10 protein-coding genes are annotated in these 14,132 nt (G+C 32.5%); 2 read left to right on the top strand and 8 right to left on the bottom strand.

Features of this window, described 5'->3' with window-relative positions; translation table 11 throughout:
- Positions 1-107: 107 nt before the first annotated feature.
- Complete coding sequence (locus Bho11B_RS02825) at positions 108-767, bottom strand: protein-L-isoaspartate(D-aspartate) O-methyltransferase (RefSeq protein WP_035006227.1); 660 nt, start codon at positions 765-767, stop codon at positions 108-110.
- Positions 768-1,914: 1,147 nt separating this feature from the next.
- On the opposite strand from Bho11B_RS02825, the gene Bho11B_RS02820 reads away from it, so the two are divergent.
- Together Bho11B_RS02820 and Bho11B_RS02815 are read left to right on the top strand one after the other, a co-directional pair.
- Positions 1,915-3,591 (top strand): BID domain-containing T4SS effector, encoded by a 1,677-nt coding sequence (locus Bho11B_RS02820; protein ID WP_078673612.1) that lies wholly within the window; start codon positions 1,915-1,917, stop codon positions 3,589-3,591.
- A 583-nt stretch (positions 3,592-4,174) separates the two neighbouring features.
- Positions 4,175-6,463 carry a BID domain-containing T4SS effector gene (locus Bho11B_RS02815; RefSeq protein WP_172802082.1) on the top strand — a complete coding sequence of 763 codons (2,289 nt, stop codon included), beginning with the start codon at positions 4,175-4,177 and terminating at the stop codon, positions 6,461-6,463.
- A gap of 336 nt (positions 6,464-6,799) precedes the next feature.
- On the opposite strand, the gene serS is transcribed toward Bho11B_RS02815, so the two are convergent.
- The 7 genes from serS to Bho11B_RS02780 all read right to left on the bottom strand — a co-directional run bounded on the left by serS (position 6,800) and on the right by Bho11B_RS02780 (position 14,075).
- Positions 6,800-8,077, bottom strand: a complete 1,278-nt coding sequence (gene serS / locus Bho11B_RS02810) for a serine--tRNA ligase (RefSeq protein WP_078673610.1) — start codon at positions 8,075-8,077, stop codon at positions 6,800-6,802.
- A 56-nt stretch (positions 8,078-8,133) separates the two neighbouring features.
- Complete coding sequence (gene tatC / locus Bho11B_RS02805; RefSeq protein ID WP_035006235.1) at positions 8,134-8,913, bottom strand: twin-arginine translocase subunit TatC; 780 nt, start codon at positions 8,911-8,913, stop codon at positions 8,134-8,136.
- Positions 8,910-9,353 (bottom strand): Sec-independent protein translocase protein TatB, encoded by a 444-nt coding sequence (gene tatB / locus Bho11B_RS02800; RefSeq protein ID WP_035006236.1) that lies wholly within the window; start codon positions 9,351-9,353, stop codon positions 8,910-8,912. The genes tatC and tatB overlap by 4 nt, the downstream gene beginning before the upstream one ends.
- 71 nt (positions 9,354-9,424) lie before the next feature.
- Positions 9,425-9,721 (bottom strand): twin-arginine translocase TatA/TatE family subunit, encoded by a 297-nt coding sequence (gene tatA, locus Bho11B_RS02795; protein ID WP_035006701.1) that lies wholly within the window; start codon positions 9,719-9,721, stop codon positions 9,425-9,427.
- Positions 9,722-9,926: 205 nt separating this feature from the next.
- Positions 9,927-10,958: a beta-N-acetylhexosaminidase gene (gene nagZ / locus Bho11B_RS02790; protein WP_035006704.1), complete on the bottom strand. Its 1,032-nt coding sequence runs from the start codon at positions 10,956-10,958 to the stop codon at positions 9,927-9,929.
- Positions 10,959-12,066: 1,108 nt separating this feature from the next.
- Positions 12,067-12,975, bottom strand: a complete 909-nt coding sequence (locus tag Bho11B_RS02785) for a 4-(cytidine 5'-diphospho)-2-C-methyl-D-erythritol kinase (RefSeq protein WP_035006237.1) — start codon at positions 12,973-12,975, stop codon at positions 12,067-12,069.
- A 251-nt stretch (positions 12,976-13,226) separates the two neighbouring features.
- A complete protein-coding gene (locus Bho11B_RS02780; protein WP_078673609.1) occupies positions 13,227-14,075 on the bottom strand; it encodes a S49 family peptidase in 849 nt (282 codons plus the stop codon).
- Between the last annotated feature and the right edge of the window lie 57 nt (positions 14,076-14,132).

The following is a 14,132-nucleotide window of genomic DNA, read 5'->3' as shown; positions in this document are numbered from 1 at the left end:
AAGAGTTAAAATTAAAAAAATATCCATAAATACCCCTTAATAAAATCAAAATGTATTTTTTATTAGGTAGAATAGACAAAATATTTAGCAATATCTTAAATTCACAATTACAAAATTTCCGCAATATTTTCAATGAAGGGTTGATAACGTACTTGAAACATTTCTGAGCGTTCAAACTGGCTACCAATCTTTGTATAACGCATCACTTTTTGTACCCCTTCATCTGGCCCAATAGCTTGAATGAGAATCCCATTTCCCGCCAGAAGTTCTAGGCATTCTTTTGGTTCATTAGGGCATGATGGCCAAATGAGAATACGATCAAATGATCCCAAACCTGTAACGCCCCGACTTCCATCAATCTGCCGTATAATGATGTTCTCAATTCCCAAATGCTGAAATCTTTGCCGTGCTAAATCAATAAGTGTTTTATAACGATCAACTGTTGTCACACGATCACTAAGACAAGCCATAAGGGCAGTGCAAAAACCTGAACCTGTACCAATTTCTAAAACACGGTGCGTTTTTTTCAACGATAATGCGGAAAGAATCAAAAGCTGCTCCTCTAGACGCTCAATATATTCTCCACATTCAATCGGTATAACTTTATTATCATAAGCACTATTAAGCCAAGAAGCAGAAACGAATTGCTGACGAGGAACTTTCTCTAATGCTGCAAAAAAGCTTATATCATCAATGCCTTTACTGCGCATTTTCAACACAAGGCTTGCTAACTCTTCACGAAATCGTAAAATGCCTTTTTGCTCCATAATATCATTCGATCTCCAATACAATGGCTATCTTATTGTATAGACGAGTTCTCCGATCATAAACAATTAAACCTTGAATATAAATATCATTAATTCATTAATAATTTTCTATACATAAAAACACAATAAAACCAATTAATTGTTTACTTTGATTTTTTAATTTCCCCTCAGACCCCATGCTCTAATGCATACCTCAATTCTTTATAAAAAACTACCAAGTATAAAAGGAAAAAATAATGACATAATTACCACGATGTATATGAATATTGAATTAAGCGCATAAACACAAAATAACTCTCATTATAATGTCCTCTTATATCATAACATTATAGAAATTGCTAAGTCTCCAGTAGTTTGAACATGTTCATACAAATTAAGTAATCTTAATCTTTGAAGCTCTCACCTTAATTAAGAAGTAGGTTTATTAATCACAACAAATCATAGGATTTGCAGAAAAACACAATTTTATAAAAATTAAAAAACAGTGATAAAAATGAAACAAAAAGCTAAAAAATACAAATTGTTTACAAAAAATATTATAAAATTCAATTTTAAAACCCTTGTGAAAAATTCTGATCACTAAGAATTTTTACTTCTTCTGTTAAATAATTCCAGCTCAATTATAAAATCTCATGCTGAAAAGCTAATTAGCATTCATAGGATATTCCTTACAGATATCAATATATTTCTAGGCATTCTTATAATTTTAATATTCCACCTATCATCCTAAAATAGCATCCATAGATGGTAAAAAATTATTGAACAGTAAGATCAATCGATAAAAGAATAAAAAAGATTCTACTACTTGACAATATTACTATTATGAAGGAAAAGAACAAAATGCTCCTTATTAATTCTTTAGTTCTAAAGATATATAATAGCATAAACGGTGATATGTTTCCTGTTTTATGAATTGAAAACTGATTACAAGATAAAAAAGACTATGTGGAAGTTAAATGTAAATGTTGATTTGATTTCTATCATATTGCAACAATTACGAAAATATAATGAAGGAGTTATTAAGCTATTGGTAATCACATAATAAGAAAGGAGATTTTCTTTTGAAATTTTAGAAAGATACGCAAAGGGGGGTATTTACTGCAAGTTGATTTAATACTTTTTAACATAACGTCATAGAGGAGAAATCATGTCGATAAAAGATTCTCAAACTTTCAAAAACGCAGAAAAATCATTACTGAAAAACAGTATTAACTACACCTATGCTGAATCTGGAGATCCCTATACGTTAATAAATAAATTTGGGATACAAGATCACCAGAAACTTAAGATAAAGTGTGCGCATCAAGTGACGAAAGAACTTGTTAATGTGCATCAAGAACCGATACCTCAAAAAGTTGATCAGCTTTACCTAAAAGAACTTCACAAACGCTTATTTGGAAATGTATTTGATTGGGCTGGAAAAACCCGTGATAATCCGATTAAAATGTCAAATGGTAAAATTGCTACCATGTTAGTGAATGATAAAAATTCTCCCTTTGCATCTAATGAAAAGCTCTCAAAATGCTTAAATGAACTTGATGCAAAGCTTGCTCAAAGAGCTCAAAGAAACGAAGCAGGAAATACCTCACAAAAAAAAGTTTCAGATAAAAATGAACCGCTTAGTGAAGATATAGCAACTATTTATGCACTACTTGGTCATGCACGTCCTTTCGTAGAGGGCAATGGAATTGTACAACGGTTATTTGTGGATAAACTCTCTCAAGCTGAGAATCAAAAGCTTGATTTTTCAGTTGTGACACAAAAGCGTATGGAAGATGCAATTGTTAGTGCAGCAAATGACAATTTACAGCCTATGCAACATCTGTTTGAAGATGCTTCTAATCCAGAAAACATCAAGGTTTTGAAAACAGCTATAAATAGAATGAAACCTGAAGAAGCGCAAGAGATTGCAAGAGAAATTATTACAACACCAATCTCAGGAAAAACCTATACAGGTGTCTATGAAAGTCGTCAATTAGATACTGTTATAATAAAAACACGGGATTCTTTGATTGTATGCAATAAATGTGTTATTCCAAGGGAGCAGTTCCAAAAATTAAAGCTAGGTGATAAAATCAGCTTTAAAGCTCTTAGTAAGCTTAGTGATGTTTTCATCCCAGGAAAAGAATTACGCGATTTAACAGACTTTAAAATTATGGAAAAGACCGTATGTAATTCTTATGTTCTACATCAAAGAAAAGAAATTGAACGTTTGGCAAAAGTTGTATTTGGAAACCGTGAAAAATTAACCAATCGTCTAGAACGAATTCATGATAATCCAAATTCAGCGAAAATGCTTTCTGAAACTATCTTACACAACCCTAAATCTATTGCTAAGCTTGCAGGTTTTGGAAGATATGGAATAAACAGTCCAAAACGTAATAAAGCTGAAAAAAGTCTTTCTGCACTCAGTGAAGCAATTTTGAGATATGGGAGTGATTTGAAAACTACTAAAGAAGAAGTTTTGAGAGAACATAGAGAAGAACAATACCGTATTGCAAAAGAGGTAAGTTTACCTGGCAAAGAGATACAGCGTTATCTTGGTATGTCAAAAGAAGAACGTGAAAGTGCTTTAAAAATAGAAGGAAATGTTGCTATTTGCAAAGAGATTAGCGATTTTTTAAAGCAAGTTAATTCTCGTCTTTCGGCAAGTGAACGTAAAATGGTTAACAGTGGTAGTTATCAATCTTTGGCTGAAAGCATTGGTATTCCGGAAGACAAAGCAAAACAAATTACTGATACCATTAAACAAATCAAAGTTGTACAAAAGCAAGCAATGTTAATTAGAGAACCTCGTCAACAAACAATAGCTATAGCCAGCTAAGGACGTAAATCTTTTCATTTTAATATCTAGGGGGGGAATATTTAGAAATAAGAAATTAAATAAAGCGTATTTCCTTAAGATAAATGTAGTAATGAGATTTTTTGTGTGTAAGTTATTATGTGCTTTATTGAGTATAAATAGTGTATAAATGCAAAATAAGCTGAATTATCAGATGGTAGTTACAAATATTTCATAAATGACTCAAAGAGAATAAAAAAATATAAATATTTTTTTCAACATAAAGAGAAATGAAATTAAAGGTTTTTCAGTAATATAATTAAGCAGAATGATTATCAGACATTCGTTAGCAATATTTAAGGTATCAGAAATTAAAGCACGCAAGATATAAATATCATTAGAGGACACGAGTATGTTGAAAAGAAATTAACTTAATCAAGTTTTTCAAATCTCATTATTAGAGAGTAACAGCCATAGTAATTTAAAAATATAATAAAAAATTAGAAGCATGTAACAAAAACATTATTTCATTGAAACTATTTAGATAATATCAAATAAAACAATTGTTATTGAGTCATCTGAAGCTAATGCATCAATTTATATGAATTTTGGAGAAAAGAAAAAAATGCCTAATTATGTTCTTGTCCCATCAAAAGAAGTACCTTCTCTGACGAATGATGAAATTATTAAACGGGCTTTACGTGATCCTTTGATTGAAGACATACAAAAAGAAATTATAAGTTTGTCACTAATTGTATCTAAAAACTGGACAACATTACCTTCCTTAATACAACGGATAAATGATAATCCAAATTCTGCATCAGAGTTGGCGGATATATTTAGAAACTCTCCTGAATCCTTCCTTAAACTTGCAGGTTTTAAAATATATGGTTTTAAAAGTTTGCGACGTATAAAGGCTGAACGACATGTTTTGCAGCTTAGTTTAGCAATTCACAAGTACGGGAATACTATAAAAAATGTCAAAGATGCAGTTATTTACCGTAATAACTTGGAACAAGCGCGTTGCACACGAAAAATTTTAATGCCTAATGATAATGTACAATATCTTATTGCTTTATCACATGATGAACTGTGTAATGTTTTCAAAAATCAAGATACTTTTCAACTTGGTAAAGAGGTGGGGTTGTTTTTAAATTCAGTTGAGATGCGTCTTTCAGAAAATGAGCTCCAGATGCTTGAAGAAAATCAGAGTCAGCCTCTTGCTGAAAGTATAGGTATATCAGACGATCAAGCGCTGAAATTGATAGATGTTGTTACAAAAGCCAAAAAAGTACTGGAAGAAATTAACCTTTTCCAAAAAATCACGTATGATCTAAATGAAGCTCAAACACAAGAGCTGGGAAGCAAGCAAGAAGGTATCTACGCAAATTATAATCCAAATAGATTTTACACGCGGGTATTGAAGAAAAGAGCAACGAAAAATGAGGATATCTATGACACTACTGATATTTATGATAATCCAGATGCTCAAACACAGAACCTAAAAAGCGAAGAAGAAGATATCTACGAAAATTATAATTCAAGTGAAGCTCAAACACAAGAGCTGGGAAGCAAGCAAGAAGGTATCTACGCAAATTATAATCCAAATAGATTTTACACGCGGGTATTGAAGAAAAGAGCAACGAAAAATGAGGATATCTATGACACTACTGATATTTATGATAATCCAGATGCTCAAACACAGAACCTAAAAAGCGAAGAAGAAGATATCTACGAAAATTATAATTCAAGTGAAGCTCAAACACAAGAGCTGGGAAGCAAGCAAGAAGGTATCTACGCAAATTATAATCCAAATAGATTTTACACGCGGGTATTGAAGAAAAGAGCAACGAAAAATGAGGATATCTATGACACTACTGATATTTATGATAATCCAGATGCTCAAACACAGAACCTAAAAAGCGAAGAAGAAGATATCTACGAAAATTATAATTCAAGTGAAGCTCAAACACAAGAGCTGGGAAGCAAGCAAGAAGGTATCTACGCAAATTATAATCCAAATAGATTTTACACGCGGGTATTGAAGAAAAGAGCAACGAAAAATGAGGATATCTATGACACTACTGATATTTATGATAATCCAGATGCTCAAACACAGAACCTAAAAAGCGAAGAAGAAGATATCTACGAAAATTATAATTCAAGTGAAGCTCAAACACAGAATTCTAAGCGTTTTCTTATTCTGGTAAAAGCATTAGCTCCTTTAACCCAGAATGAAGTTATTAATAAAATTAAAATTGATTCTGTTGTTCAAGAGTATGCGGAAAAAGTGCAAAATCTTTCAGAACTCGTATTTGGAAACCGAGAATTATTGAACAACTATCTAACACAAATCATTAAGAATCCACAATTAGGAGAAACATATAGCCAAAAACTCAAAAACTCTCCTAAATCCTTCTCCAAACTTGCAGGTTTTAAAATATTTTGTTTTAAAAGTTTGCAGCGTATAAGGGCTGAAAATAATGTCCCAGAGCTCTGTAAAGCAACTAAAAAATATGCAAAAATTGTAGAAATGCATCAGAAACAAATTCTTAAAAACTATGAAAAAGAGCAAGAACAGATCCACAAATCTGTAGTAATGCTTAGTAATGAAATACAGCATCTTTTAAATCTACCAAGTGATATGCGAAAAAATATTTTAAGAGAAAAAAATATTTCTCAAATTAACAAGAAACTTTCTGTTTTTTTAAATCAAGTTAATTCTCGTCTTTCAACATACGAATGTACGGCAATTCAAAAAAATGATTGTCAGACACTTGCTAGCAGTATTAAGGTGTCAGAAGTTCAAGCACAGAAAATTATAAATCTTGTTAAAGAAGCAAAAACATGTCAACAAGAAATTAAAGATATAATATCTTCGCAGAAGAAAAAATCGTTAGCTGTAGCTATTTAAAAGTAGTCCCTTCTTTTGATCTTTATAGAAAGAGAGCATTATAAAAAATATAATCTTACTTTAGACTTAGTGGAAAGTTTTTTATAATTCAAAAAGCTCTTGGATATGAATAATATGTAAAGATATTATAAACATGATAAAGGGATTTCATTTGTACTTCAATGATCTTTTTTGATACGTAAATAGATAGTTTCTCTTGATATAAAATAAAAAAATTTAAAATAAGAGAATATGATCCTATTTAAAGTGCTGATGGATGATAAAGATGATGAATTATTAGTTAAATTAGGTATTATTTATAAATAGCAAATGTGTACCTTATTTCTTTTTGTAAAATTAAACTGTAATATAATTCATATCTCGCATATAAGGTCGTAAAACATCCGGAATAATAATTGAACCATCGGCTTGTTGGTAATTTTCAAGAATAGCTATAAGACAACGACCAATAGCTGTCCCAGAGCCGTTTAAACTATGTACAAAGCGCAATGTTTTTTCACCTTCTAAACGATATCTAGCATTCATACGCCGTCCTTGAAAATCACCGCAAATCGAACAACTTGAAATTTCACGATAACATTCTTGCCCTGGAAGCCATACTTCAATATCATAGGTCTTACGTGCTGCAAAACCCATATCACCAGTAGAAAGAACTACAGTACGAAAAGGCAAACCAAGACGCTTCAAAACATTTTCTGCACATTCCGTCATACGTTCTAATTCCTCTAAGGATTGTTCCTCTGTGGTAATCGATACCAATTCTACTTTTCTAAACTGATGTTGACGTAACATACCACGTGTATCACGCCCTGCAGCTCCTGCCTCTGAACGAAAACAAGGAGTAAGAGATGTAAATCGCAAAGGTAACTCTGTAATATCAAGAATTTCACTGTTAACTAAATTGACTAAGGGTACTTCTGCTGTAGAAATAAGCCATCGGCCATCTATTGTTCGAAAAAGATCTTCAGAAAATTTAGGCAATTGGGCTGCTCCGTAAACAATCTCATCACGAACAAGAAGAGGAACTGAAATCTCTTGATAACCGTGTTCGTCCACATGCATGTCCAGCATAAATTGGCCTAAAGCACGTTCTAAACGTGCTAATGAACCTGAAAGAACTGTAAAACGTGAACCTGATAATCGACTAGCTCGTTCAAAATCCATTTGTTTAAGATTTTGACCAAGATCAAAATGCTCCTTTGGTAGAAAATCAAACGTTTGTGGTATACCAAAATAGCGCATTACAACGTTATCGTTTTCGTCTTTTCCTTCTGGAACATCATCTAATGGAATATTAGGTATTGCTGAAAGAGCTTCTTCTAATCTATCTGTTAACCGCTTTTCTTCTAAAACCGCAGAAGAAAGAAAAACTTTTATTTCTTCAACCTCAGCCTTAACACGATTAGCAGTTTCTTTATCACCAACAGCTAAAGCTTGCCTTATCTTTTCTGAAGCTGAATTGCGCAACTCTTTGGCCTGTTGTACTTTAGAAACATGCAAGCGACGCTCACGATCAAATTTCTGCAAATTTTCAGCTTGAGGTTCAAGACCTCTCTTTGCAAGCGCTCTATCCAATTCTTCAGGATGATCACGAATCCATTTAATATCAAGCATTTAAATCCCTTTTTTGCATCATTTTTATTCATTTCTTACTGTACAAAATAACTTCACTACGAAGATTTCTTGTTTTTTTCTATCCAGCGTGCAATAAAAATTGAGATCTCATAAAGAAGTACAGTCGGTAAAGCTACTGCAAACATAGTAAAAAAATCTGATGGTGTCACCATAGCAGCAACTATAAAAGAAATTAAAATAGCCCACTTTCGTTTTGATGTTAACATGTGGCTTGTCAATAATCCGACTCTCGTTAAAAGAGTTATGATAAGAGGCAATTGAAAAATTAAACCAAAAATTAAAATAAAAGATATCATAAAATTTAAATAATCTGAGATACGAGCTATAAACTCTATCCTTAAACGCAAATCCGGTAAAGCCTGCTGAGAAAGACTAAACCACAGCATTAACGGAGCTAAGAGACCATAAACAAATGTTCCTCCTACAATAAATAAAATTGGTGCGCTAATAAGAAATGGTAAAAAAGCTCGACGCTCATTTTTATAAAGTCCTGGAGCTATAAAACTATAAAGCTGAAAAGCCATATAAGGAAATGATAAAATAACTGCACCAAACGCAGCAAGTTTCATCTTCGTTAAAAAAGTCTCCCACACTTGTGTTGATTGAAGACGAATATTTCCAGGATAACTACCTGATATCTTCATCGCCCACTGATAGGGCCATATCAAAAAATTCAAAATATAATCTTTGATAAGAAAACACAAAGTAAAAGCTATAAAAAATACAATCAGAGCTGCAATAATTCTCTGACGAAGCTCAATCAAATGCTCTAAAAGAGTGACTTTGACATCAACTTCATCTTTTTTAGAAGTCACGATATATTTTCCTTATCTTTATCTTTAAAATCTGCATAGATAATTTTATGGCTATGAGAAGTAGACACAGTTAAATCTTCATTGACTTCATTTGTACCAAATTCAAAGATTTCTATATCTTTTTCTGATTTATGGAGTGCAGTATCAACATTAAAATTACCTGAAATATCTCCTTTTTTATTATATCTTGAGTCACAAGATTTTTTAAATTCTTTTTTAGAATTAAGATCACTAGTATTCGGCAATATCTTTTTCAAATCATCTAACTCAGCTTGTTTTATCGCATCATCAAAATGATGACGAAATTCATTAGCTGTTGAACGCATATATGCAATCGCTCTTGCTATAACTCTCAGCATTTTAGGCAAGTCCTTTGGTCCAACCAAGATGATGAAAATAAGCAAGATAACAAGAAACTCTGATCCATCAATGCCAAACATCGCTTATACTCAACTTCCCCATTTAAAAGACTATTGCTAAATTATGATTTCGTCTTTAATCACCCTGCACATTACTCTTTCTTAGCAGAATCTTTTCTCGCCTTATTTGAAGAGGTACTGTTTTTTAAACCTACCACATGCTCTTCTGATAACGGCTGAGAATACTGAGCAGCATCTATTGTTTTAGAGTAATCAGCTACTTCAAACTCGCTTTCAGGACTTCCCTCCTCTTCCTTCATATTACTTTTAAAAGCTTTTATACCCTTAGCAACGTCACCCATTAATTCAGAAACCTTACCACGGCCAAAAAGTATAAGGATAATCAACAAAATTACAATTAAATGTGTTGGCGAAAAAATATTACCCATAGCTTCATCTATACCCCTAAATTGGTTCATACTCATTTTTTTGAAGAAAGACGTACATCAATAAATATTATTATAGCCTTATGTTCTAATTAATATTATATTCTCTGCATAAATTAAAGGCAATAAAACGACCACTTTAAAAGAACATTTTCAATTCTGCACATCATATTATCATAGATAAAAATATTAAAATTACCTTTTTCATTTAAACAAGGGCTAAAAGACTTGAAAATTCCTCTCTTAAAGCACTTTCATTCGAATGATCTGGTGTTGTAACCTTAGAGCGAATACTACATACACGCTCCAATGCTTTTCCTTCCAAAAATGGAGCAGCATCAGCAACAGTATGCATCTCCTGTAGTTGACCATGACAATGAAGAACGATATCACACCCTGCTGCAAAAATTTTACTTGTTAGATCTGAAAGATTTTCTGATAATGAACTATCTGAAAGAGCTTTCATTGACAAATCATCCGACATTAAAAGTCCATCAAAACCTATTTTTTGACGGATAACATTTTCAATAACTTTTTTAGATAACGTCGCTGGTAACTTATCATCAATCGCTTTATAAACAATATGAGCAGTCATTGCAGCTGGTAAATCAGCTAAATTTTTAAATGGAATAAAATCACTCTGCTCCAAAATATCAAGTGGCATATCTACGTATGCTAATTCCAAATGCGTATCAGAAAATGCTCGCCCATGCCCAGGTATATGTTTTATCACTGGTAAAACGCCACCATCCAAAAGCCCTTGAGCAGCAGCACCCCCTAACGCAGCAACAACTTGTGGATCTTGAGAATAAGCGCGCGTTCCAATTACATCATGAGCTCCTACCACCGGCACATCTAAAACAGGGAGGCAATTCGCGTTAATACCATATTTCATCAAATCAAAAGCATGAAGCCGTGACATAATCCACGCAGCACGAAGTCCTTTATCTTGATCTTTTCTATAAATTTCTCCTAAAGTTTTAGCTACTGGATAATCCGGTGCCAAAGGCGGACGTAAACGCTGTACTCTTCCACCTTCTTGATCAATAAAAATAAAAACATCATCGCGTTTACTTATCTCTCGTAAAGAAGTAGTAAGTCCTTTCAACTCATCTGCTGTTCCTATATTTCGCGCAAATAAAATAAAAGCCCAAGGCTTATGTTCAATAATAAATTCTTTTTCATAATCTTCTAAAAAAATACCAGAAATACCAGAAATTATAGCTTTTATTCCTGACATCATAATAGTACCTCCCCAATATTAACTTCTCTGAGATTTTTATAAAAATTCTATTTTAGCTAAAATAATTTCATATCCCACACCAATTTTTAAAAGCTATATCTTAGATATCATATATTATGCACAAAAAGCTGTTGCTTAATATAAAAATTATCCCTTAAATAATAAGTCATTTCCTATAAACTTATCATCTGGCAAATTGTAAGTGAGAAAAATATAAATAAAGATAATGGATAACTGTTCACTAAATTTGCACAAAATAATTACTAACGAATTATTATAATGGTAAATACAATACTTTATCTTAAACTCACAAAAACTGCTTCAGATAAACCGATTAAAATTGATAACATACTCCATTTTAAAATTTGTTCAACAAAACCAAACTTTTTCAATTTATGTTGATACTAAACTACTCTGAAGCAATATATTAGAAAATAACTGGACATAACCACTTAAATTACTTTTATCATTGGAACCAAATCCCATAAATAAAAATTCTCCAATGTATATATTGCAGCAATATACTCGCAATCTTCTAACATCATATACTCGAAATAATCTTCCTTAGTTTTAGCAAAGCTTATAATGTCAGATATCAACACATCATGCAGAACAGATTTATAAGATACAATATAAATTGATTAGCTTTATCATAATTTCAGCTAATAACAAACTATATGATATGATAACGTGATTAATGATTTTGGATACATCCAAATACTTGCATTTAAACCATAGTAAGTAGGTACTATTTTAAACTACACTTACAAAAGTGATGATCTTACATTTAATCGTATTAAGATAAGTGAAAGAAATAAAACTATTTCACATAATGAGACATAAGTGTAACGCTATCAGAAATTATGATCATTTCACTAAAGAGTTTTTTCCTTTATTGATAGTTCTATTTCGTTATCATTTTTCTTTTCTAATATTTCACTACTTAAATAATAAGCCACTATCTTTGTTAGACTTAAAAAAACTCCTGCCATAAATTAAATCTATCAAACTAAAGTCCATAAGCATCTAGCTCAATGAGCACTCAGCTAAAAATATTCCTTTATATACCCAATACAAAAGACCAAAATTCTTTTTCTGATTACTGTTATCGCGTACCTAGAGTTATGATAGGTTTCACAAACCAATCGGGATACATCGATTTAATAAGAAAAGCTGCTTTTTGCGCTGCCTGCTGATTTTTAAAAATCCCAAAACATGTCGCACCTGAACCAGACATACGAGAAAAAAGAGAACCACTTTTATCCAACGCATATAAGACTTCAGCCAACTGAGGAGCTATTTTTAATGCAGGAATAAAAAGATCATTACGCGTTTTTTTCAAAGAATCAACCAACGAAAAAACCGTCTTAAAAGCAGATGAATGAATTTTTAAACGGGAATGATTACACTTTTCTAAAGCTTTAAAAATAGTCTCTGTAGCAATGTGTTGACCATGATTAACCAATACCATTGCAAGAGAACAAGCTCCTTTTATTGGCACTATATCCTCGCCAATTCCTTTAACAAAAAGTGGCTGTTGATACTCCAATGCAAATAAACACATCGGCACATCAGCTCCAAGAACTAAACTCATTTCTGCTAACTTTTCACAAGAACAATCAAGCTTCCATTGCCGACGTAACATATGTAATACACTTGCAGCATCACCTGATCCACCTCCAATACCTGATGCAACGGGCAATGTCTTAACAAGCCTAAAAAAACTAGGTTTAGCACTTTTAGGAAATTTCTCACGCATAAAATCACGAGCGCGGATAACCAAATTTTCTGTGCCTGCAATAATTCTATTTGCAAAAGGTCCTGTTACAACAAAGCGATCACTTTCAAAAGGCGCGTAACCTAAACAATCACCGCTAAGACTAAAATAAACCAAGCTTTCTAATAAATGATAGCCATCAGCACGCTGACCCACAACATGCAAAGCTAAGTTCAACTTAATAGGTGTAAATACATAAGAACACTTTTTAAGCGAAATATGTATATTTGATGTCATTGAACGTAATATTCACCTATACAAGAATCTTTCACGTGCACTCCTTTTTTACATTTGCGCATAGTGTAACTCTCGAATGAAAATATACTGAGATACCCATTTTAATGATATTTCAATACATAAAGCTATAAAAAGCTATGGTATATGGCAAACTAAATAAAATAAAACTCACCACTATTCATTTCTGCTCCTGTGAGCACTTTCTAAAGTCACTATCAACTTTTTAAGCATTTAATGAAACGCTATTGGCATTACAAGCCATAACGTTGCCAAAGTGCCCGCTCTTCTGCTGCCATCATAACACCATCCACTGCCGTATAAGCGGTATCAGTAGAAATACCTAAAGGTACTTTAGAAGACAAAAGACTTTTTGGAGGAGAAATTAAGCGTAACTTTGCATTATCACCAAACCGTTTTTTAATAACAGAACGAATATCACCTAATTCATCAATTAAGCCAAGTTCAACGCCTTTTTTTCCGCTCCAAAACATTCCTGTAAAAATATTTGAATCATCTGATAATTTTGACATACGTCTTTCCTTGACCAAATCAATAAAAGTTTGATGAACTTCAAGTTGCAAAGATTTCAAATGATCAACATCTGCTTTCTTTTCTGGTTGAAATGGATCTAATGTAACCTTGTTTTTTCCTGCTGTATAAACACGACGCTCCACACCAATTTTCTTCAAAAGTTCAGGAAAACCAAAAGAAGCTGAGACAACACCAATAGAACCAACAATAGAGGAAGGATCAGAAAAAATTTCATCTCCAGCACAAGCAATCATATAACCACCTGATGCAGCTACGTCTTCAACAAATGTAAGAACCTGTTTGTTTTTTTCATTTGCTAAATCGCGAATACGCTGAAAAATAAGACGTGATTGCACGGGAGAACCACCAGGAGAATTGATAACTAAAGCAACTGCTGGTGCTTTTTTATAAGAAAAAGCTTTATCCAAAAGGCTTGCACACCTCGCCAATGACAATGTACGTGATATCGACGAATTTGATGATATAATCGCCCCCTGAAGCCTTACTACAGGGATTTGAACCGTATTAGAACGAAAACAACGTGATATTAAATTCTTTATACAACCCATAAAAATAAAAGCTCCCTATAAAAATCGAAAAAGCAAAATAATTCTTATCTAAATTTA

The sequence above is a fragment of the Bartonella sp. 11B genome (assembly GCF_002022625.1).
In the GTDB taxonomy this organism is placed as follows: Bacteria; Pseudomonadota; Alphaproteobacteria; order Rhizobiales; family Rhizobiaceae; genus Bartonella; species Bartonella rochalimae.
Note: the sequence above shows the minus strand (reverse complement) of the source record. Positions and strands in the feature narration are given on the sequence as shown.